Source organism: Sphingomonas sp., assembly GCF_017744835.1.
In the GTDB taxonomy this organism is placed as follows: domain Bacteria; phylum Pseudomonadota; class Alphaproteobacteria; order Sphingomonadales; family Sphingomonadaceae; genus Sphingomonas.
Genome location: NZ_JAGIAM010000006.1, coordinates 153,623 through 176,401, shown reverse-complemented (window position 1 = coordinate 176,401; position 22,779 = coordinate 153,623). Strand labels below are relative to the sequence as shown.

Annotated in this window: 11 protein-coding genes; 7 read left to right on the top strand and 4 right to left on the bottom strand. The window is 64.5% G+C overall.

What is annotated here, in order from left to right:
• Positions 1-156 precede the first annotated feature (156 nt).
• Positions 157-1,533 carry a glycoside hydrolase family 43 protein gene (locus J7500_RS16780; protein WP_294063133.1) on the bottom strand — a complete coding sequence of 459 codons (1,377 nt, stop codon included), beginning with the start codon at positions 1,531-1,533 and terminating at the stop codon, positions 157-159.
• Positions 1,534-2,015: 482 nt separating this feature from the next.
• Here J7500_RS16780 and J7500_RS16775 point away from each other — a divergent pair, with 482 nt between their 5' ends.
• From J7500_RS16775 to J7500_RS16765, 3 genes are all read left to right on the top strand, one after another.
• Positions 2,016-4,631, top strand: a complete 2,616-nt coding sequence (locus J7500_RS16775) for a TIM-barrel domain-containing protein (protein WP_294063131.1) — start codon at positions 2,016-2,018, stop codon at positions 4,629-4,631.
• 104 nt (positions 4,632-4,735) lie between these two features.
• Positions 4,736-6,403, top strand: a complete 1,668-nt coding sequence (locus tag J7500_RS16770; RefSeq protein WP_294063130.1) for an alpha-L-fucosidase — start codon at positions 4,736-4,738, stop codon at positions 6,401-6,403.
• Positions 6,404-6,447: 44 nt separating this feature from the next.
• Positions 6,448-9,369 carry a TIM-barrel domain-containing protein gene (locus tag J7500_RS16765; RefSeq protein ID WP_294063129.1) on the top strand — a complete coding sequence of 974 codons (2,922 nt, stop codon included), beginning with the start codon at positions 6,448-6,450 and terminating at the stop codon, positions 9,367-9,369.
• Positions 9,370-9,406: 37 nt separating this feature from the next.
• Here J7500_RS16765 and J7500_RS16760 read toward each other — a convergent pair whose 3' ends face one another.
• The 3 genes from J7500_RS16760 to J7500_RS16750 all read right to left on the bottom strand — a co-directional run bounded on the left by J7500_RS16760 (position 9,407) and on the right by J7500_RS16750 (position 16,338).
• The gene (locus tag J7500_RS16760; RefSeq protein ID WP_294063128.1) at positions 9,407-12,085 is read right to left on the bottom strand and encodes a glycoside hydrolase family 3 C-terminal domain-containing protein; all 2,679 of its coding nucleotides are present in this window, start codon (positions 12,083-12,085) and stop codon (positions 9,407-9,409) included.
• 159 nt (positions 12,086-12,244) lie between these two features.
• Complete coding sequence (locus J7500_RS16755) at positions 12,245-12,865, bottom strand: hypothetical protein (protein ID WP_294063126.1); 621 nt, start codon at positions 12,863-12,865, stop codon at positions 12,245-12,247.
• 107 nt (positions 12,866-12,972) lie between these two features.
• On the bottom strand, positions 12,973-16,338 hold the full coding sequence (locus J7500_RS16750) for a TonB-dependent receptor (RefSeq protein ID WP_294063125.1): 3,366 nt from the start codon (positions 16,336-16,338) through the stop codon (positions 12,973-12,975).
• 311 nt (positions 16,339-16,649) lie between these two features.
• On the opposite strand from J7500_RS16750, the gene J7500_RS16745 reads away from it, so the two are divergent.
• The 4 genes from J7500_RS16745 to J7500_RS16730 are packed head-to-tail and all read left to right on the top strand — an operon-like array spanning position 16,650 to position 22,765.
• Positions 16,650-18,218, top strand: coding sequence for a tryptophan halogenase family protein (locus tag J7500_RS16745; RefSeq protein ID WP_294063123.1), 1,569 nt, complete (start codon positions 16,650-16,652; stop codon positions 18,216-18,218).
• 10 nt (positions 18,219-18,228) lie between these two features.
• On the top strand, positions 18,229-19,716 hold the full coding sequence (locus tag J7500_RS16740; RefSeq protein WP_294063122.1) for a tryptophan 7-halogenase: 1,488 nt from the start codon (positions 18,229-18,231) through the stop codon (positions 19,714-19,716).
• 3 nt (positions 19,717-19,719) lie between these two features.
• A complete protein-coding gene (locus J7500_RS16735) occupies positions 19,720-21,228 on the top strand; it encodes a tryptophan halogenase family protein (RefSeq protein WP_294063121.1) in 1,509 nt (502 codons plus the stop codon).
• Between the two features lie 25 nt (positions 21,229-21,253).
• The gene (locus J7500_RS16730) at positions 21,254-22,765 is read left to right on the top strand and encodes a tryptophan halogenase family protein (protein WP_294063120.1); all 1,512 of its coding nucleotides are present in this window, start codon (positions 21,254-21,256) and stop codon (positions 22,763-22,765) included.
• Positions 22,766-22,779 lie beyond the last annotated feature (14 nt).

Sequence of the window (22,779 nt, the reverse complement as noted above, 5' to 3'; positions counted from 1 at the left end):
ACATCCCGCGTACGGCAATGCTCCTGGGCTTTCCACCCTGCCCGGGTACGGCACTGCGGCGCTTCGGAGCCGCGATAGCACAATGTCCGCTTCCCTTAAGAGGCCCGCCCCTTTTCTTGGATCGAACCGGAGTTCCAACTGAAGGACAGGCGGGGATCATCTCGCGAATTGCCATTGATCGAAATTGAACAAGGGTTGGTCACCCTTGCCTCGAAAAACCATGAACAGATCGTGCGTGCCCGTCGCGCCGGAGACCTGGGTCGTTATCGTCCGCCATGCGTCCAGGCCTCCCGTCGCCCCGACCGGCAGCTTCGCGATGAGTTGCCCGTCCGCCTTGTCGAGATGAAGTTCGATCGAGCCGCTTTCCTCCGCGCTCGCGACCTTGGCGCTGAAGCGTGAGGCGCCAGGCTCACCGAACGCGACGCCAGCGATTTTGATGTAGCTCAGGTCCGTGATGCGGGTGACATACACGTCACCCGCCTCGCTCGTCGCCGTGGTCACGCCTGGCGCCCAGTAAAAGGGCCGATCCCGATCGCGCTTGATGCGCGACGTCCACGCGATCGTCTCCGCTTCGACGGTCTGATAGGGATCGAGCGTCCCGATCTGCGGCGCGCTCGTCCGGTTCCACCAGCCCAACGCAGGGATCGTGCCGTCAGGATTATAGTCGAACTTGGCAACCGTGACCGAACGCCGTTCGTGATGGATCGGGGTCAGTGCGAAGTTCAGCTCGTAATCGAAGCCGAACAGATATGTGCCGCCCTTGTAGTCGATGATGCCCGGATGATTGCCCGTGGACGCCGCGTTGTGCTCCATAATTTGGCCCTTGTGTGTCCAAGGGCCGGTCGGACGATCGCTCATGGCATAGCCGATGCCCTCTGGGCAGCACGTCGACGCGAATGCCATGTAATATTTACCCAGGTGCTTATAGAACCAAGGGCCTTCCTGATAGTCCGCGGGGCGCCGCTCGATCTTCTCGATTTTGCCCGAATAGGAGATCATGTCCTTGTTGAGCTTCACGTACCAGAGGTTCGGATTTCCCCAGTACAGATAGGCTTCGCCGTCGTCGTCGATCGCCACGGTGGGATCGAAAAAACCATCAGCCGGGCCGGCCAGCGGATGGCCCAGAGCGTCCCTGAACGGGCCCTCGGGTCGATCCGCCACCGCGACCGCGATCACATTCTTGGGATTTCCGGGCACGCTGACCGGCGCATAGAGGTAGAATTTCCCGCCCCGCTCGATCACCTGCGGCGCCCAGGCATCGTTGGATTGCACTGCCCAGGGGAAGGTCTTGAGCGAGGCGACCGCGCCGCGGTCGGTCCAGTTCACCATGTCCGTCGATGTGTAGAGGCGCCAGTCGACCATCTTGAAACCGGCGGCATCGTCCTCATCGTGACTCGTGTAGAGATAGACCGTCCCGTCAAAGACCATCGGCGCCGGATCCGCGGTAAATCGCGTCTGGATGATCGGATCGCTCGCGCTGACCGGGAACCATACCCCTCCGAGCAGCGCAGCTCCCATTGCCATCCGCAGCATGCGTCTCCGGTGCCTCATCCACCCCTCCTATCCCGTAGAAATCAGCTGGATCGATTGTCGAGCAAGCCTGCGAACCGATTTCAACCCTGAGTTGTAGCGGCGCAACCCGCATCGTTCACGCTGGAACATGGAGGGATGAACACCCTTCCCGATGCGGCCGAGCAGCCGAGCTCATCGAGTCCGCCAAGCGATCTTGTAGGTAAATCATCGCGTTATGAGGGTGCTGGCTGGCTGCAGGCCGGCCGGGTCACGGAAAATCCGAATTTTCGCATTGCCAGAATTAGTCCGACAAATTACCTCCGAAGCAGCGAGGGGGTGTGGCCGAGAATGTTGGCACGGGCTCGAGCCGTAAAGTCTGGGTTTACGCCAGCCGGACCTGCCTCCGTCATTATGCGACGGACCGGCCTGGGCATTTGCAGCCATGCTCGAACTGGCGCTGCCCGGCCGGAGAATTCCATCGCGCGGACGATGGTCCCCCTCGCATGAAGCTGGAAATCCACCGCCGGGAGCTGCTGAAGCTGACCGGGACCGCGATTGGCGGCGGTGTAGTTTCGAGCGCTCCGCTGACGGCCGCGGCCCCGAACGGGCCTTCGCCTGCCATTCGGCATCGTCTGGAGGGCGGCATTCTTACGGTCACACCCTTGCTGGACAATGCCGTCCGGGTCCGCTTCTCGCCTGACGACACGCCCCCGCCGCCCAGCCAATTCCTTGTCGGGACGGACGCATCCCCTCGCTTCGGGTTGCGGCGCGAAGGCGCGAACACGGCGCTTTCGCTGGCGCGGTTGAAATGCCGGCTCGACGCGGACACCGCAGAGCTGCGCTTTTCCGATGCGGCCGGCCGTGAGATCCTGCGCGCTCCGCTGGGACGGATGGAACCTTCGCCGTCGGATAACGGGCTCGGCGTTGCGGTCGAGCAAGGCTTCATCGCCCCCCGCAGCGAACGCCTGTTCGGTGGCGGCCAATTCCAGGATGGCTTCCTGAATCTGAAAGGCCTTTCGCGTCGCCTTACCCAGGTAAATACGCAGATCAGCCTGCCATTTTTCGTATCCAGCGCCGGCTATGGATTGCTGTGGCACAATTATGGACTGACGGAACTCAATCCGCTTCCCCATTCCGCGGCGCTTCGGAAAGTCGCGGATCGCGGCGCGCAGCGGAACGTCTCGGTCACGACCGGATCCGGCAGCCGCGACGAGGCCCGGCAGGAAGCCGTGTTCGAAGGCGAATTCCGCACCGATGCCAGCGGACGATACGCCTTCCTGCTCGATGTCGGGAGCAGCATGGCGGTCCGTCACAGCGTCGAGATCGACGGGAAAATGCTGGTCGACTTCGCGAATGGGTGGCTGCCGCCGACGACCGGCTTTTTCGCGGAGCTGGGGCCGGGACTTCATCATGTGAAAGCGGTTGGAATCGGGCGCGATACCCCGCGGCTGCATTTCGGGCCGGTCGACGAGCGAACGGTCTTGCGGTCTCCCGCGGCCGAAGCGCTCGATTATGTCGTGATCGCCGGCAAGGACGGCGCGGAGACCGTGGCGACCTACCGTCGGCTCACGGGACAGGCGCCGATGCTTCCGAAATGGGCGTTCGGCTACATTCATTGCCGCGAACGCTTCAAGAGCCAGGAAGAGCTGCTTGCCAACGCGCGCGAGTTCCGGCGCCGCCGACTCCCGGTCGATGTCATCGTCCAGGACTGGCAATATTGGGGGAAGCACGGCTGGAACGCGATGGAATTCGATCGCGACTTCTACCCCGATCCGGCCGGAATGCTGCGCGACCTGCATGCGATGGACATGCGGCTGATGCTGTCGGTCTGGGCGAAGGTCGATCGCGCCAGCGAGCTCGGCAAGAGGTTCGCCGCGCTCGGCTATTACATCCCGGATACCGACTGGGTCGACTTCTTCAACCCGGAAGCCGCAGCCTTCTATTGGGCGAACGAACGCGACAAGCTACTCAAGCTCGGGGTCGATTGCTTCTGGCAGGATGCGACCGAACCCGAGAACGACGATCTGACGGGGCGGGTCACCAGCGCCGGTACCGGCGAGACTGTCCGCAACATATTCCCCCTGCAGGTTGCGCGCGCAGTCTATGACGGCCAGCGGCGCGACGCTCCGCGCCAGAGGGTGTTCACGCTTACCCGCTCCGCCGCCCCGGGGCAGCAGCGCTACGCCACCGCCGCCTGGTCCGGCGACATCGGCAACGACTGGGAGACATTGAAGCGGCAGATCACCGGAGGGCTCAATTTCGCCGCCGCGGGAATGCCTTATTGGACCGTCGACGCAGGCGGCTTCTTTCGACCGGGCAAGAGCCAGTACAGCGATCCTGCCTATCACGAACGGCTCATCCGCTGGCTGCAGTTTGGCACGTTCCTGCCACTCCAGCGAGTCCACGGCTATCAGAGCGACACGGAATTCTGGCATTACGGACCCGAGGTGGAGAGGCTGGCGCGCGCCTGTCTCGAGCTTCGCTACCGGCTGTTGCCCTATGTCTACAGTGAGGCCGCCGAGATCACGCGCGACGGATCGAGCCTGCTGCGTCCGCTCGTCATGGACTTCGTGCATGACCAGAGGGCGCTGGACGAGCGCTACAGCTACATGTTCGGCAAGGCATTCCACGTGGCTCCGGTCGTGGCGCCCGGGGTGCAGCAATGGCCGGTCTATCTGCCGGAGTCGCCGGGCGGCTGGTACGACTTCTGGAGCGGCGAGCATCGGGCTGGCGGCACCGTTCACCAGATTGCCGCGCCGCTCGACAGAATACCGCTGCACGCAAGAGCCGGAAGTATCGTTCCGCTTGCGCGGGTCGCCCAATCGACGGCGGGATCCCGCAATCTCGATCTGGAGCTCCGCATCTATGCGGGCGCGGACGGCCGCTTCACGCTCTACGACGACGATGGCACGAGCTATGATTACGAACGCGGCAGCTACAGCCGCATCGCGTTCGCATGGGACGATACGCGCAAGCGCTTGTCGATTTCGGCGCCGCGAGGGAGCCATGACGCGAGCACGCGGGTGCGGAACCTGCACCTGGTGCTGAAGCGACAGGGAAGCCCCGATATCGAACGCGATATTGCCTATCGCGGCGAAGGGGTGGTCGTGGGCCTGTGAAAAGTGCGTGGCGGGATCAGGGCGCGGGAGTCTCGCTGTCACCGATCGACGCAAGGGACTGAATAACAAAAGACGAGCCAATCGGCGGTCGACAGGAGAGGTGAATGAGGCTGACCAGGCGTGAAACCTTGAGCGGTCTGGGGATCGCAGGTGCCGCGGCATCGAATCCAGCCGCTGCCGCTGCGGGTTCGGCCCGCGGGCAGTTCACGCCGGACTGGCCCTCGTTGACCGCCGGTTATCGGACTCCCGACTGGTTTCGCGATGCCAAGTTCGGGATCTGGGCGCATTGGAGCGCGCAATGCGTGCCCGAGGAGGGAGACTGGTACGCCCGCGAGATGTATCGCCAAGGCTCCAATGCCTACAAAGCGCATCTGGCCAAATATGGGCATCCCACCGAGTTCGGCTTCATGGAGATCGACAATCTCTGGAAAGCCGAAAACTGGAATCCCGAGCGGCTGGTCGATCTATATACGCGTGCCGGGGCCAAATATTTCGTCGCGCTCGCCAACCATCATGACAATTTCGACGCCTTTGATTCCACCTACCACAGCTGGAACTCGACGCGGGTAGGCCCGAAGAGAGACATCGTCGGGATCTGGGCACGGGCCGCACGCGCACGCGGGCTGAGATTCGGCGTGTCCAATCACAGCGCGCACGCGTGGCACTGGTTTCAAACCGCTTATGGCTATGATCCCGAAGGGCCGTTGCGCGGCCGGCGGTACGACGCGTCGCGCCTCACCAAAGCCGACGGAAAGGGCAAATGGTGGGAGGGGCTCGATCCGCAGGAACTTTATGCGGGCAGGACGATGGCCTTGCCCGACGGCGTGCCATCGATGGTCGAGGCCAACGCCATTGGCGAACGCACCAACCTGATATGGGATGAGTCCGTGCCTCGCGCCAATCCTGCCTTTGCACGCAAATGGTTTCTGCGGTGCCGGGATCTGATCGACAAATATCGTCCGGATCTTCTCTATTTTGACAATTCCGGCCTTCCGCTCGAGCACTATGGCCTGGAGATCGCCGCGCATTTCTACAATGCCAGCCCAAGCTGGAACGATGGCCGGATGGAAGCGGTCATCAATGCGAAGAGGATGCCCGCCGAACTGCGCATGGGGCTGGTCGAGGATGTAGAGCGCGGCGGGAAGGGAAGCATCGAAACCTACCCGTGGCAGACCGACACCTGCATCGGAAACTGGCATTACGACCGCAAGCTCTACGCCAACAACGGGTACAAGACCGCCGCCACGGTTATCCACACGCTCTGCGACGTGATCTCCAAGAATGGCAATCTGCTGCTGAGCGTGCCGGTACGCGGCGACGGCACGATCGACGACAAGGAGGAACGGATCGTCGAGCAGATCGCCGATTGGATGGGTCGATACGGTTCGGCCATCTACGGCACGCGGCCATGGCGCATCCATGGCGAGGGGCCGACCAGGCCGAACAGCGGAATGTTCGGCGAAGGCGGCCCCCATTCGCCTTATACGGCGCGGGACATTCGCTATGCGCGCAAGGGACAGGACGTTCACGCCTTCGTCTTGGGCTGGCCCGCCGACGATATCGCCCGCCTTACCCTGTGGGGCAGCGGCAATCCCGTTGGTCGCGGTGCGCTCGCGCGCGTGGCTGTGCCGGGAGCTCCTGTGCCCCTCGATATTCGGCGGACAGCCGATGCGCTCGAGGTCAGGCTCCCGCCCGGGTTGCGCAACGACATCGGTATCCCGCTGATCCTTTCTGGTTCGGGCCTGACCGAGGGAAGCCCTGCGGACAGCTGACGGCGCCCATCGAGAAACAATGTCGAGCGAAGGGGGAGTTGAGGATGATACGGAATGGCGCAGTCCCGAAGCATTGGGCCCTGGCCCTCGCGCTGACGATCGGATCGCCGGCGCTGGCGCAACACCAGACGGGGCTCGACGCCAACGGTCACCTGATCCCGGTCGCACAGCGCCCATCGCCAGCCTTCGCCTATGTGCGCCTCAAGAACGGCGTCCAGCTGCGCCTCAACGGCGTGACCAAGAACATCCTCTTCTACGGTCCCGAGACCGTCCGCGTGAACGCGACGCTCGGCCCCAATTACTGGACCGCCCCCAGCCTGGTCGTGATCGAGAAGCCGGCGGCGGTGCCCTTCACCGTAACCGATACTGCGGCCACGCTGACCATCCGCAGTGCCAGGCTGCGCATCGAAGTCAGCAAGGAGACCGGCGCGGTGCGCTTCCTCGATGCGTCAGGCAAACTCTTCACCGAGGAGGCGGCCGACCAGCCGCAAACGCTGACCAGGCGCACCATTTCGGGCGCGTCGACCTATGAAGCGCAGAACCGTTTCACGCTTCGGCCCGACGAGGCGATATATGGCTTCGGTTTCACCGGCGACGACACCAGCAACCGGCGCGGCGCGGACCTGCTGCTTGTCCAGACCAATGTCGGCATCATCATCCCGGTGATGATGTCGACCCGGCGCTACGGCATCCTGTGGGACACCTATTCCCAGATGCGCTTCAAGGATGATGCCCGCGGCGCCTCGCTCTGGGCCGAAAGCGCTCCGGGCGGCGTCGACTATTATTTCATGGGCGGCAGTTCGTCCGACGAGGTGGTGGCGGCCTATCGCGCGCTCACGGGCCCGGCGCCGATGTATCCGAAGCAGGCGTTCGGCCTGTTCATGAGCAAGGAACGCTACAAGACCCAGGCGCAGTTGCTCGACGTCGCCCAGACCTTCCGGCGCGAACGCTTCCCGCTCGATTACATCGTGCAGGACTGGCAATATTGGGGATCGGACAAGGACGGAAGCTGGAGCGGCATGACCTGGGATCCGACCCGGTATCCCGATCCGGCCGCAATGAGCCGGCAGCTCCACGACATGCACCTCAAGTTGATGGTGTCGATCTGGCCGTCGATAGGCGATGACACCGCGCTCGCGCACGAACTCGACGCGAACCATCTTCGCTTCGCTCCGCTCCACTGGATCTCGAAGCATGCGCGCGTCTACGACGCCTACAGCCCGCTCGGCCGCCAAATCTATTTCAAGCACATCAAGTCGGGGCTGCTCGACAAGGGCGTCGATGCGCTGTGGATGGACGGTACCGAGGTCGAGGTGAGCAGCGCGATGTGGAACGCGGCGGCCAATATCCGGGATACCAAGGCGCTCGGCTCGAACGCGCTCGGCGACTTCACGCGGTACCTCAACCCCTATTCGCTGCTGACGACGCAGGGGACCTATGACGGCGAGCGCGCGACCAGCGACAAGCGCGTCTTCACGCTCACTCGTTCGGCCTGGGCAGGGGCGCAACGCACGGCGGCGGCATCCTGGAGCGGCGACATCTTCGCCAGCTGGAAGACGTTCAGGCAGCAGATCGCCGGTGGCGTGAACGTGACGGTGACGGGCAATCCCTATTGGACGCAGGATACCGGTGGCTTCTTCGTCTCCAACTTCCCTGGTGGCGAGAAGAATGCCGCATGGCGCGAGCTGTTCGCGCGCTGGCTGCAGTTCGCGGCGTTCAACCCGATCATGCGCATCCACGGCACCGACGTCGAGCGCGAACCCTGGCGCTTCAAGACGCTCGACCCGCAAGTCTACGCCTCGCTGCTCGACAGCACGCGCCTGCGCTATCGGCTTCTGCCCTACACCTATGGCCTGAGCTGGAAGGTGACTTCGGAGGGCTACACGCTGATGCGGCCGCTGATGATGGATTTCCCCGACGACCGCGCAACCGACACGATCGACGACAGCTTCATGTTCGGGCCTTCGCTGCTCGTCCACCCCGTGACCCGCGCGATGTATCATGTGGAGAGCCCGCCGCCGCCAACGGTGCCGACGGACTATCTGCGGACCCCCGATGGCCAGCCGGGCCTTGCGGGCGAATATTTCGAAGGCGAGGGATTCGAGAGTCCGAAGAGCCGCTTCGTGGACACGAAGATCGACCACACTTGGCCCGACCCGCCGCTCGCCGAGCTGCCGGCGGGACTGACGAGCCTCGACCACTTCTCGGTGCGCTGGCAGGGCATTCTGACCGCACCCGAGGAGGGCAAATATGAGCTGGGCCTCGAGGGAGACGACGGCTTTCGCCTGATCGTCGACGGCAAGACCGTCGTCGAGGACTGGAACAAGGGTGCGACGCGCTACAAGAATGCCGAGCTGAGCTTCCACAAGGGGCAGCAGGTCAGGATCACGATCGAATATTTCCAGGGCGACGGGAATCGCGCGCTACGCTTCGGCTGGCGCCGCCCGAGCGAGCTGAGCAAGGCTCGCAACGACAGCGCGGCGCTCGACACGTCGGTCGAGACCTATCTTCCCAAGGGCGCCGGCTGGTTCGATTTCTGGAGCAACCAGCGTTTCGCGGGAGGTCAGCGCGTCGCGCGCGAGGCGCCGCTCGACATCGTCCCGCTCTATGTCCGCGCAGGTTCGATCGTCCCGATGGGGCCGGAGGTACAATATGCCACGGAATTGCCGGGCGCCCCATATGAGATACGCATCTATCCCGGTGCCGATGCACGCTTCACCGTCTATGAAGACGACAACGAGACCTATGGATACGAGAAGGGCCAGCGCGCGACCTATGATCTCGTCTGGAACGACAAGGCGAGAACCCTGACCGTCGGACCTCGCAAGGGCGCATTCCCGGGCATGATCTCACGCCCTGAACTCGACCTGGTGCTGGTGGGCGGCACGCAGCAGGGCGGCATCCAGCCCGCCCCCGCCACTAGGCGGATCACCTATGCCGGCAAGCAGGCGATTGTTCGCTTCTGACTGACCCGCAGGCGATCGGCCGACGCGCCGATCGCCTCTATTTCGGGAGTGTCGCGGGCTCCCGAACGGTGAATCCGGCGCTTTCGCCGGGAACTCCGGTCCCCGGCTGGCCGGAGCCGACCGTCACCCGATACGCCCCCGCGAGCACCTTGCGTACTCCGTCGGCGCTAACGGCGCTTAGGTCGCGCGGGGAAAGATCGAAGCGAATCGCGCGTGCCTCGCCCGGCTTCAGCGTCACGCGCTGGAAGCCGCGTAGCGCGATGCGCGGGGCGCCTGGATCCTCGGGGAAGTCCAGATAGAGCTGCGCGATTTCGTCGCCTGCCCGGTTGCCCGTGTTGCGCACCGTGCTCGTGACGCGGATGCCCTTGGCGGCTCCGCCGGCCGCGGGCGTCACCTCGAGCGGCGCATAGGCGAAACGCGTGTAGCTGAGGCCATAGCCGAACGGATAGACCGGCGTGCCATCGAAATAGCGATAGGTGCGGCCCGCCATCGAATAGTCGCCGAAGGGCGGTAGCTGGTCCACGCTGCGGTAAAAAGTGAGCGGAAGGCGGCCCGAAGGATTCGTCTTCCCCGACAGGACGTTCGCGATCGCCAGACCACCCGACTGGCCCGGATACCAGGCTTCGACGATCGCCGACGCATTGTCCTTTGCCCAGGCGAGGTTGATCGGGCTGCCGTTCATCGCGACCAGCACGATCGGCTTGCCCGTCGCCTTGGCCTGTTCGAGGAGCGCCTGCTGGTCGGGCGGAATGTCGAGCGTGGTCTTGTCGCCGCCCTTGAAGCCGGGGATCTGGACGGGCGACTCCTCCGCCTCGAGGTCCGAGGTCAGACCGACCACCGCCACGAGCACGTCCGCCTTCGCAGCCGCGGCCTTGAGGTCACGTTCGGGGGCAGTCGAGACGCGCTTCCACACCAGCCCCACGCCTGTGGTGCCGGTATGCGCGTCGCCGGTGATTTCGATCGGATAGCGCCGCCCCTTTTCGAGCCGCACCGTCTTCATCGTCGGCAGGCTGCCCCAGGGCGCATCCTTGAGGTCGACGAACGGCTGACCCTGGAACTTGAGCACCCCGCTCATGAAGCCCGAAAGGCCCAGGCGATAGCTGCCGGTCTCGGGCGGGACGAGGAAGCCGGTCCACACCACCCGGTGGTGATCCGAGACCTGGGCGAGGTCCAGGCTGCGGCCATCCACGCCGGTCTCGACCCTGGTCGCGACGGGCGTGTCTGCGAAGCGTGCACTCCGCACATATTCCACGAAGGCGCCAGGCGCGAAGCGCGCTGGAGGCGTGCCGAGCACATTGTAGTAGCGCGCAAGCAGGCCGGGCCGGCCGTCCGGCGCGCGCAGTGCCGCGGTGGGCACCGGATCGCCGTCGGTGAAGGTCTCGCCGAACGGGACATATTCGATCTGCGTGCCCGGCATGGCGCGCCGCAGCCCCTCGACCACCGAGATCGGCGGCGCGGACAGCGGCGAGGAATAGTTGCCGCGCAGCACGCGCGTGGCGTCGCCGAGCGGCCCTACGACGGCGATGCGAAGTCCCTGCCGCAGCGGCAGGATTCCGTCGTTGCGCAGCAGGACGAGGCTTTTCTCTGCGGCGCCCAGCGCCAGCGCGCCATGTTCCGGCGCGCCGACCGCGGCCGGGTTGCCCTCGGGCTTGCGGACGCCGCTCAGGTCGCCGTTGCGGTACCGCGCGGCGAAGAGCCGGACGAGCGCCTGGTCGATGTCGCCCTCGCTGATCAGGCCACGCTTAAGCGCCTCGCGATAGCGGTCCCCCAGCCCGGCGGTGTCCGAGAGGGTGGCGGTGTGGCATTCATTGTCAACGCCGGCGCGCAGTGCCGCTGCGACCGCTGCCGCGGGATCGGGAGCATAGTGATGGTTGTCGCTGATGTCCTTCACGGCGTCGCAGTCGGAGACGACATAGCCGGTGAAGCCCCAGGCGCCGCGCAGATGCTCCTTGAGCAGTTCGTCGCTGGCGCAGGCGGGCTGGCCGTCGATCCGGTTGTAGGCGCACATCACCGAGCCGGCCTTGCCCTCGACGATCGCGGCGCGGAACGCCGGGAGATAGGTGTCTTCGAGGTCATGCCTCGAGACGAAGACGTTGGCGCTGTGGCGCGTCGATTCCGGTCCGCTGTGAACGGCGAAATGCTTGGGCGTCGCGATCACGGCGGGCAGGTCCGGGTTGGGGCCCTGCATGCCGGTCACGAAGGCCACGCCCATGCGCGCGGTGAGGAACGGATCCTCGCCATAGGTCTCCTGCCCGCGGCCCCAGCGCGGGTCGCGGAAGATGTTGATGTTGGGCGACCAAGTATCGAGCCCGGTACCGATCCGGCCCATTCGCCCGGTCTGTCGCGCCAGCGCGTGGAGACCGCGGACCTCGCTGCTGATCGCCCCGGCGACGTCCTTGACGAGCGGCGCGTCGAACGTCGCGGCGAGCCCGATCGGCTCGGGGAAATTGGTCGTGGGCAGCGAACCGAGTGCGCCGTGCAGCGATTCGGTCCACCAGTTATAGGCCGGTATGCCGAGCCGCGGGATCGCCGGCGCGGTGTTGAGCAACTGGTCGATCTTTTCGTCCGGCGTCATCCGGCCGACGAGATCGATTGCCAGCTTCTCAGCGCGGCTCTGGGCGGCGGTCGCGGTCTCCGTCTGGGCGGCGGCAGGAAGCGAGATGCAGGCCGCACCCGCGAGCAGGAGCGCGCCGAACGATGCCGCGGTTCTGGTCATTCCGTACCTTTCGTGAGTTGCTGTGGCGATGTTTTCCGCCGGCCTTGCCTTGTTCCCGCCTCGAAAAAAAGACTGGGGATGCCGAAGGACATCCCCAGTTGAGGGGAGTTCTGGAACTGGATGTCGAACGCCGCGCCCCGAGGCGGCCACGCGTGCACATCACCTCGGCGGCGATGTTCGTGCCGTCTTGGCGCGGATCTGGTCCATCACCGCTTGGGCGGAATAGATCTCCGGAGTTTTCTCTAGCCCCTCGAAGGCGACATGTTTTCCGGAACCCATCTGGATCACCAGCATTGTCTGGTAGACGGGCGGAGGGGCCCAGCGCTCGAGGACCTGATAGGGAACGTCCCCACCGCCGAAGCCGCCCGTGCTCGGCCCGGTGGGAACGGAGCCGTCGCTGACGCCGGGAGCGGCACCCGCTTTGCTCGCGCCGCCACCTGCGCCGGTTCCGATCGACCCGGTCGAAAGAACCGAACCGGACCGCCCCTCGATGTTGTTGATATCCCCGGCCTGGACCTTTCGGGATACGGTACTGAGCACTGCAAACCATTCCTGGCCCGCGGCAATCGTAATTTCAGCCGCGCGCAGCATGGCGAACTCGGCCACCTGCGCCGCCGACATTTCCTTGCTGCCCGTGTAACTGACGGCATGGCGGCCGCCATCGACAGGTTCGGAGAAGTAGCCAGCGCCATTCGGGGCACGGGCGGCCTGATACGTCGGCATGGTGGTCGTGCAGGCGGCCAGCATCGCCGTCGCCGCAATCGGAAGAAACTTCCTCATCGCTTGCACCTTCTGATTTCCGCCCGGAGGAATTCCGGTCGGCGCGTTCAGGACAGGGCACCGATCGGGGGAGCCCGAAAGCTCCCCCGTTTGATTACACGCCCAGGTTACATCTGGAACAACACGCCGACCACGATGCGGCGATCGTTCAGGAAGCTGAAGCGATCGTACATCTGGCCTTGCTCGTCGATCATCGTCCTGGCCTTGCTCTTCGTGTCGAGGATGTTCGCGATCGATGCGCGCACCTGAACCTGGTCGAACACCTTGTACTTGATTGACGCGTCGAGGAAGCCCGCAGCCGAGTTGTACACCGGATGGCCGGTGACCCAGTCGCGATAGGTCGTCAGATATTTGGACCGCCAGTTGTATGCGAGACGCATCTCGAGCCTGTCGTCCTGATAGATGCCAACCGCGTTGGCGATGTGCTTGGACTGGCCTAGCATATCGTCGACACCCCATCGGAACACGGTGGTGACATCGTCCGGATTGCCGTCGCCGTCCGCATCGACACCGTTGCCCGGCGGCGTGGTGGTTGCATCGATAAAGGTATAGTTGGCCTGGACGCCGAGATGTTTGAGCGGACCCGGCAGGAAATCGAAGAATTGCTGATACGCAAGCTCGATGCCCTTCACCTTCGCCGACGCCTGGTTCACCTGACCATTGTAGATCACCTGCACCGTCTTGCCGTCGAGAGTCTCGCTGCCGAGGACCATGTCGCCGGTCGAGATGATGTTCTTGATGCTCTTGTAGAAGCCAGCGACCGACAGGTAGCCGCCCTTGAAATACCACTCGTACGAGAGGTCGTAGTTCCACGCCGTCGTCGGTTTCAGGAACGGGTTGCCGCGATTGACCCTGATATCGCCGATGGTGATGTTCTGGGCGCCGCGATCGATACCGTACAACGGATCGGTCGTGTCCACGATCGTCGGGTAATTGGTCCGGTTCGTAGTGACCACATATTCCTGCGAAGCGCGCAAATCCTGAACGTTCGGGCGGCTCAGCCCCTTGCTGGCGCCGACGCGGATCAGCATCTCGCGATTCAAATTCCACTTCATGTTGAACGACGGCAGCCACTGCTCGTCTTCCAGATCATAGGAGATCGGAACCGCTGCCTGTTCGGAATAGGCCGCCGACTGGGGCAGGAAATCACGCGGATCGTCGTGGGCCTCCGCATCGTCCGTCCGCGTCCGCACGCCGTTCGTGATCGGAGCCGTCTGCACGTCCGCGTTCCAGACACGATAGGAGCGATAGCCGGCCGAAGTCAGGTTGGTCTTCACATAGCGGAGGCCGATGTTCCCATCGATCGACATGCCATTGCCGAACTCCTGCTTGAAGTCGACGCGGACATAGGCGTTCTTGGTCTTCTCGGTGATGTCGGATGTGTTCTCCGGCAGGAAGATCGGGCTACCCCACTGCGTGCCGTCCGCCGTGCCGTGCGGAGTCCAGCCATAGTTGGTTCCCAGCTGCGGCTCGTTGTGGAGATAGTCGATGAACTTGCTGTAGTCGGACAGATAGTCGTCCTTCATGAACACGAAGGAGTTGTTCGCGCCCTGGACCACACCGCCACGGAAGAAGTCCGAGAAGTTGACCGCCTCGAAGGCGGACGGATCCTGGAACGTCCCGACGATGCCCAGACCGCCGCGCCCGTCCCATGCCGGCGCAATCGAACCCCAGTTGCCCATTCTTTCGGAGTTCACCTGGCTCCGCTCGGAATAGCGGACGCCGAACTTCACCCCGTGGAACCAACTGGCAAGGCCGTCGCCGCCCGACAGATCATAGGCTAGGTCGGCGCGAAGCGCGTAGAGCTCGCCCGTGCCGAGCTGGAAGCCGTCCGACGCGTACTGGAAATTGGCGCCGTTGAGGTCGCCCGCGTTCGCCGGCGTCGGAATGAAGCGCGCTTCGTTGACGCCGGTAGTGGCGGGATCATCGACGAGGTCTCCGCCATAGCGCGTGCTGCCGGGGCTGAACGCCTGGGTCGGCGTGAAGAACTCGATTGTCGGATTGTCGAGGTCCTGGTTGACGTTCCAGCTGAGCCAGGTGTTCATACCGGCCCAAAGCTCTCTGAACCGCGCGCTGGACTTGGTGTACTGGCCATCGAGCTCGACATAGAGGCGCGAGCTGGCGTTCCACTTCAGGTTCAGGCTGAAGTCCTGAGTGGTCGTCTCCTCTTTCTTGCCGATGCCAAGCGAGCCGATCGGGATGCCCTGTGCGCCGATCCAGCCGTCGTTGTTGCTGTTCACCAGGCCCGATTCCATCAGGCCGCCGCGAATCGGGATGAGCGTCTCGCAGTCGCCGGGGTTGGCCGGGAAGCCGTCGCTTCCGCTGCACATCGGCGTCCCCGCCGTGCCCCAGCTGGGATCGAGCTTCATGTCGGTGACGGACCAGGTCGCGTCGTGCTCCGGCCACCACTCCAGGGTGCGCTCGGTGCTGTCCACCTTCGTTTCGACGCGGACATATTTGAACGTCGCCTGCAGGCTGTCGTTCTTCCACTGCGCCGCCCCGTAAAAGCTCTCGCGATCGCGGTCGACATCGTTGGTGCGCATCTGGAAACCGCCAGCCATGCCGACGATCTGGCTGGGGTCGACGCCGGCGAATTCGTTCAGCCTGCCGCCGTCGTTGAACGCGCCGTTCTGAGGGATGTTGCCGTTCGCGTCGATCACCTTCGGCACGGGCGAGTTCTGCTGCCAGCCGTGAATCCGCGAATCGAGGATCGAGCGCGAATAGGAACCGAGCAGGCCGAATTCGCTGTTTCCGACACGCCAGCGGTTGCCGAGCGTAATGCTACCCGACGGAGACCATTTCTTGCGCAGGTCCGAATAGGTTCCGTCCACCGCCACGGCGACAATCGGGCCACGGCGATCGAACGGTTCGAGCGTCCGCAGGTTGATCGTGCCGCCGATGCCGCCTTCGATCAGGTCGGCCGACTGGTTCTTGTACACGTCGACGGCACCGACAAGCTCTGGCGGGATGCTCGACCAATCAAGTGCGCGGCCGCCATTAGCGGTGAACGCGTCACGGCCGTTGAACTCGGAGCGGACAAAACCGAGGCCGCGAATGAGGTTTCCGCGCCCTTCCGGCGACGGGAAGTCGGGACTTGCCCCACCGCCTGCCGGAAAGCGCGAGACAGTCAGGCCGGGAATGCGCCCCAGGGCCTCCGCCACCGACAAGTCCGGCAGGGTCGCGATGTCGGATGCCGTGATCGAATCGACGAACGTGCTCGCGTTACGCTTGATCTGCGCGGCGGACTCGAGCGCTCCGCGGATACCGCTGACGACAATGGTGTCGTCGGTCTTGGTCTGGGCTGCTTCATCGGCCCCCGCCTCGGTGGGCGCCGGTTCGTCCTGAGCATGGGCCGCGGCTGCGGCCAAAAGGCTGCCAACGGCGAGAATGGAGGCACCACTTTTCAGCGACCCCCGCAGCCACCTTGCCCCCCGAGCGTACACTGAAACATCCGCAAACGCTGATTTGATCACGCCCCATCCTCCCATGTTACCGCTACCATATTTTGGCAGCTCTTTTCTCCGACAAATGGTATTTGGAAAATCAGCTGCTAGCAAGTGGCCATCTGCGAGCAGATTGCGGTACGCCGAGGCAAACAAGCGACGAACTGATCAAATGCGCTCTCCGACCCTCGGTTTTGCAGCGCAACATTGCTGATTTGCAGTGCAACATTGCCGGTTCATTACATTCCCAACCTTGTTGGAGCCTGTTTTCTCTGACAAATAAAGTCGAGCAAAACACGGCGCGTGCGCCTGGCGCAGCGCGAAACGGGAGAGGGGGCGATGTGGTAAAGGAGGCGCTGCGCGGCGAGGACGGAAACCGCGGTGTCGCTATCAGCCGCGTTACGGTGATCGGAGGCGGAACGGCGGGCTGGATGACCGCCGCGGCACTATCCAACAAACTCAAGGGGTTGCCGATCTCAATTCGGCTTATCGAGTCCGAAGAAATCGGGACCGTCGGTGTCGGTGAGGCGACGTTGCCGCATATTCGGGCATTCAACAACACGCTCAACATCAGTGAGCAGGAGTTGATGAAGGCGACCGAGGCGACCTTCAAGCTGGGCATCGAGTTCTGCGACTGGGGGCGGATCGGCGACCGCTACATCCATCCGTTCGGCGACTTCGGCCCGACCGTGAACGAGATCCCCTTCTACCAGTTCTGGCTGAGGCTGAAGACGCTGGGCGACACCTCGCGGCTCGACGAATATTCGTTCCCGATCATCGCCGCCGAGAACGATCGCTTCCGCCACCCCTCCCCCGACCTCACCAGCATCGAATCGACCTTCGGCTACGCCTATCAGTTCGACGCCTCGCTCTACGCGCGCTTCCTCCGGCGCTATTCGGAGGCCAATGGCGTCGTCCGGACCGAGGGAAAGATCATCGGCAGCAAGCTCGATTCCGAAACGGGCTTCGTCGAATCGGTGACGCTCGATTCGGGCGAAGTCGTGGGCGCCGACCTGTTCATCGACTGCTCGGGCTTTCGCGGCCTGCTCATCGAACAGGCGCTCCACTCGGGCTATGACGACTGGAGCAAATGGCTCCCTTGCAACCGCGCGGTCGCGGTGCCGTGCGAGACCCGCGGCCCGCTCACGCCCTACACGCGCGCCACCGCGCGGACCGGGGGCTGGCAGTGGCGCATCCCGCTGCAGCACCGCGTCGGCAACGGTCAGGTCTATTGCAGCGACTTCATCTCCGACGACGAAGCCCAGCAACAACTGCTCGACAATCTCGAAGGCCCCGTGCTGGCCGACCCCCGCAGGCTCTACTTCACGACGGGCCGCCGCCGTTCCTTCTGGAACAAGAACGTCGTGGCCATCGGCCTTTCGGCGGGCTTCCTCGAGCCGCTCGAATCGACGTCGATCCACCTCATCCAGGACGGCATCACCGAACTGATCACGCTCTTCCCCGACAAGAGCTTCCGCCGCTCGGACATCGACGAGTACAACCGCCGCATGAGCCTGCATTTCGAGCGGGTGCGCGACTTCCTGCTCCTGCACTATGTCGCGACGCAGCGCGACGACAGCGAGATGTGGCGGCACTTCCGCAGCATGGAATTGCCCGATAGCCTGCAGGAGAAGATCACCGCCTGGACCACGCGAGGCCATATCATCAAATATGAGTTCGGCCTGTTCCTGCCGCCAAGCTGGATCGCGGTGATGCTCGGGCAGAACCTGCAGCCGCGGGGTTACGACCGGCGAGTCGATGCCGTGCCCGAGGAGGCGCTGGTCGCGAACGCTGCGGCGATTCGCCGCGACGTCGCCACGGCGGTCCGCAACACGCCCGAACATGCTGCCTTCATCGCGCAGATCGGAGCCGCTTCGGGCACCGCCGCGCTTGCGGCCGGCGCGCGGTAGGGGGAACGCGATGACCACGCCAAGCGAATCGGCCGCGGCGATCGAGCACGTCGTCATCTGCGGCACCGGGCTGGCGGCCCAGATGACGGCCTGCGCGATGGCGGCGCAACTGCCGCCCGCGATCCGAATCACGCTGGCCGACGTCGGCGACAGCGCGGGCACCGATCTGTTCTACGGCAGCGTCTCGGCACCCTCCGCCTATGCGTTCAACCTGACCACCGGATTGCAGGAGCCCAGGCTGGTTGTCGAAGGCGACGCCGCCTTTTCCTGGGGAACCCGCTATTCGCGCTGGGCGGGCGGAAGCCGATCCTGGATCCAGTGCTTCCACTTGTCGCTGCCGGTGATCGACGGGGTGCTGTTCCACCACTATCTCGCGCAACAAGGCGAGACGGAGCTCGAGCCCTATCTCGTGTCGGCCATGGCGGCGCGGAAGGGCGTATTCGCGCACCCGCCGCAGCGACCGGGCCAGACCGAGCAACTGCTCAGCCGCGCGGAATATGGCTATCAGTTCGATCCGGCCACCTATGCGCGGCTCTTCCAGTCGAGCACCGACGACGCGCGCGTGCATCGGGTACGCGGCGCGCTGGAGGAAGTCGTACGCGGCGACCAGGGCATCGCGGCGATTCGCCTGGCGGGCGGCCAGTCGCTCGAAGCCGACCTGTTCATCGATTGCACCGGCCCCGATGCGTCGCTGCTGTCCAGCCTCGGTTCGGCCTTCACCGGGGGGCGCCGCCTGCGTGCCGCGATGACGCGGAAACCCGCGGCCCGGCTCGGCCCGCCGGTTCGCGAGGTGACGCCGGAAGCCTATGGATGGCGTTCGGAAACGCCGCTTCGCGGCTGCACCGCGCAGCTGACCGTGTACGATCCGGCGTCCGAGGCCGAGGCGCTGTCGGCGCACGGCGCGGAGCCCGAGCGAACCGGCGAGGCGGTGCTGGGCCGGCGCGACGAGGCATGGTCGGGCAATTGCGTCGCGATCGGCCAGGCGGCCGGTGTCGTCGAGCCGCTGACGCCGGCGCCGCTGATGCTGCTCGAGCGCGACATCGAGCGCCTGCTTTCGCTGATCCCCTTTTCGAGCGACATGACGGTGGAGCGCCGCGAGTACAATCGCCGCTCCGCCGAGGATCACGAGCATTGCGCGCTCTTCTCGCGCGCGCTGTTCGAAACCGACGGTCTTCCCGACACGCCCTATTGGCAAGCCGCGCGCGCCGAGCCCGTTCCCGAGAAGCTCGCCCGCAAGCTCGACCTGTTCGAGGACCGCGGGCTGCTCGTCGCCTATGACCTCGAGCCGTTCCAGATGGAGGACTGGACGATCCTGCATTGCGGGATGGGCCGCCATCCGAGCCGATACGACCGCTCCGCCGATCGCGCGCCGGCGGATCGCGTCCGGCAGTATCTCGCGAACATGAAGAGCGAGATCGCGAAGCTGGTCGATACGCTGCCGAGCCACGCCGATTACATGGCGCAGCTGAAACAATATCTGCTCCAGAATCGACGCTGAGCGATGCAGCCGATCCTGAAGGAGATCGTCATCGTCGGGGGCGGGTCGGCCGGATGGATGACCGCCGCGGCGCTTTCGAGTCTGCTCGAGCCCAAGGACGTGTCGGTCACGCTGGTCGAGTCCGACCAGATCGGCACGATCGGCGTCGGCGAGGCGACCGTGCTCGACATCGTCAACTACAACCGCTTCCTGGGCGTGCGCGAAGACGAGTTCATGAAGGCCACCCAGGCGACCTTCAAATACGGCATCGAATTCATCGACTGGGGGGGCAAGGGCACGCGCTATGTGCATCCGTTCGGCCAGCATGGCGTCGACATGCGCGGCATCGACTTCCACCAATATTGGCTGCGCAGCCGCGCCGCGGGCAATGATCGCCCGATCGAGGACTATAGCCTGAACGCAGTCGCCGCGAAGCGGAACCGGTTCGCCCTGCCCGACCCCAATCCGCGCTCGGTGCTGTCGCATCTGCGCCACGCCTATCATTTCGACGCGGCACTCTATGCGCGCTTCCTGCGCAACTATGCCGAGGCGCGCGGCGTGCGGCGGATCGAGGGCAGGATCGAGGCGGTGCTGCAGGCACCCGAGACGGGCTTCATCACCGGCCTGAAGCTCGACAATGGCGAGACCTTGGGCGGGGAGTTCTTCTTCGACTGCACCGGCTTCCGGGCATTGCTGACCGAGCAGGCGCTGGGCGTCGGGTTCGTCGACTGGAGCCACTGGCTTCCCTGCGACACCGCCCTCGCCGTCCCCAGCGCGCATTCAGGGCCGCTGACTCCCTACACGCGATCGACCGCGAAGACGGCGGGATGGCAATGGCGCATTCCGACCCAGCAGCGCACCGGCAACGGCCATATCTATTGCAGCGGCTTCATCAGCGACGACGAAGCCACTGCGATGCTGCTCGACGGGCTCGACGGCGAAGCGACCGCGTCCCCGCGGATGATCCGGTTCACCACCGGATGCCGCGAGGAATTCTGGACCAAGAACTGCATCGCCATCGGCCTTTCGGCGGGGTTCCTCGAGCCGCTCGAATCGACCTCGATCTATCTGATCCAGGAAGGGATCAGCCGCTTCATATCGCTCTTCCCCGACGCGACCCTGCCCGAGATCGTGCGGACCGAGTACAACAAGCACATGCGCACCGAATTCGAGCAGGTGCGCGATTTCGTCATCCTCCATTATGCGGCGACCGGGCGCGACGACACGCCCTTCTGGAACCATTGCCGGACGATGGACATCCCCGACAGCCTGCAGCACCGGATCGAGCTGTTTCGCGAGGCCGGGCGGATCTTCCGCTACGATGAGGAGCTGTTCACCCCCTCGAGCTGGGTGGCGGTGCTCATCGGCCAGGGAATCATCCCCAAATCCCACGATCCGATCGTCGCCACCCTGCCCGCCGACGAGGTGCTGCACAGCCTCGCGACGATGAACGCGGGGATGGAGGGCGCGGCCGAGCGGATGCCGACCCACGCAGAGTTCATCGCGCGCTATTGCCCCGCGCCCGTCGCCTGATCGATCGCCCACGGAGCCCGCGGACATGCAAGACCTGAAGATCCGGAACATCGTCATCGTGGGCGGGGGCACATCGGGCTGGATGGCGGCGGCCGCCATGTCCAAGCTGCTGCACGACGACGAGATCCGGATCCGCGTGATCGAATCCGATGCGATCGGCACGGTCGGAGTCGGCGAAGCGACGATCCCCCACATCCTCTATTTCAACCGGCTGCTGGGGCTCGACGAGGACGACTTCGTCCGCAAGACCTCGGCGACCTTCAAGCTCGGCATCGAGTTCGTGAACTGGGGACGGATCGGCGATCGCTACATCCATCCCTTCGGCACCTATGGCCAGGAGATGGAGGGCCTGCACTTCCATCATTTCTGGCTGCGCCACGCCAAAGCGGCGACGGCGCGGCCGCTGGACGACTATTGCCTTGCCACGCTCGCCGCGCGCGCCGGAAAATTCCAGCGCCCCGACCCCACCAAGGTCAATTCGCCGCTGAGCGCGATCACCTATGCGTTCCAGTTCGATGCCGCGCTCTATGCCCGCTACCTGCGCCAATTCGCCGAAGCCCATCGCGTCGTGCGGACCGAGGGCAAGGTCATCAGCGTGCAGCAGCATGGCGAGAGCGGCTTCGTCGAAAGCGTGACGCTCGAAAGCGGCGAGATCGTGCCGGGCGACCTGTTCATCGACTGCTCGGGGTTTCGCGGGCTGCTCATCGAGCAGACGCTGAAATCCGGCTTCGACGACTGGAGCGCCTGGCTTCCCAACGACCGCGCAGTGGCGCGCGCTTCCACCAGGATCGCAGACCCGGTCCCCTTCACTCGCGCGACCGCCAAGTCCTCCGGGTGGCAATGGCACATCCCGCTGCAGTCGCGCACCGGCAACGGCCATGTCTATTGCTCCGAGCACATCAGCGACGAGCAAGCGCTGGAGAGCCTCAACGCCGATATCCTGGGCGAGCCGATCTCGGAGCCCAATTTCCTGCGCTTCAAGGCCGGGATCCGCAGGAAGCCGTGGAACAAGAACGTCGTCTCGCTGGGGCTGGCGTCAGGCTTTCTCGAGCCGCTCGAATCGACCTCGATCCATCTCGGGCAGTCGGCGATCGCGCGGCTGATGACCAACTTCCCCGACAAGAAGTTCAACCAGCACGACATCGATTACTACAATCGTCGGACGCGGCTGGAATGGGAGCAGATCCGCGACTTCATCGTCCTCCACTACAAGGCGACCGAGCGCGACGACAGTCCGTACTGGAACTATTGCCGGACGATGGACATCCCGCAGACGCTGGCGGACCGGATCGCGATCTTCAAGGAGAACGCCCGGCTTTACCGCCACGACAACGAGCTGTTCACCGAGCCGAGCTGGCTCGCCGTGCTGCACGGGCAGCGCGTGGCGCCGCAACGCCATCATCCGATCGCGGACATCCTGCCCGACGCCGAGCTGGAAGATCGCATGGAAAGGATCGCCGCGGTGATGCGCACCTGCGCCGCGCGCATGCCGTCGCACCAGGAGTTCATCGACCGGCATTGCCGCTCGCAGGCCTAGGCGCCCGTCGCGCG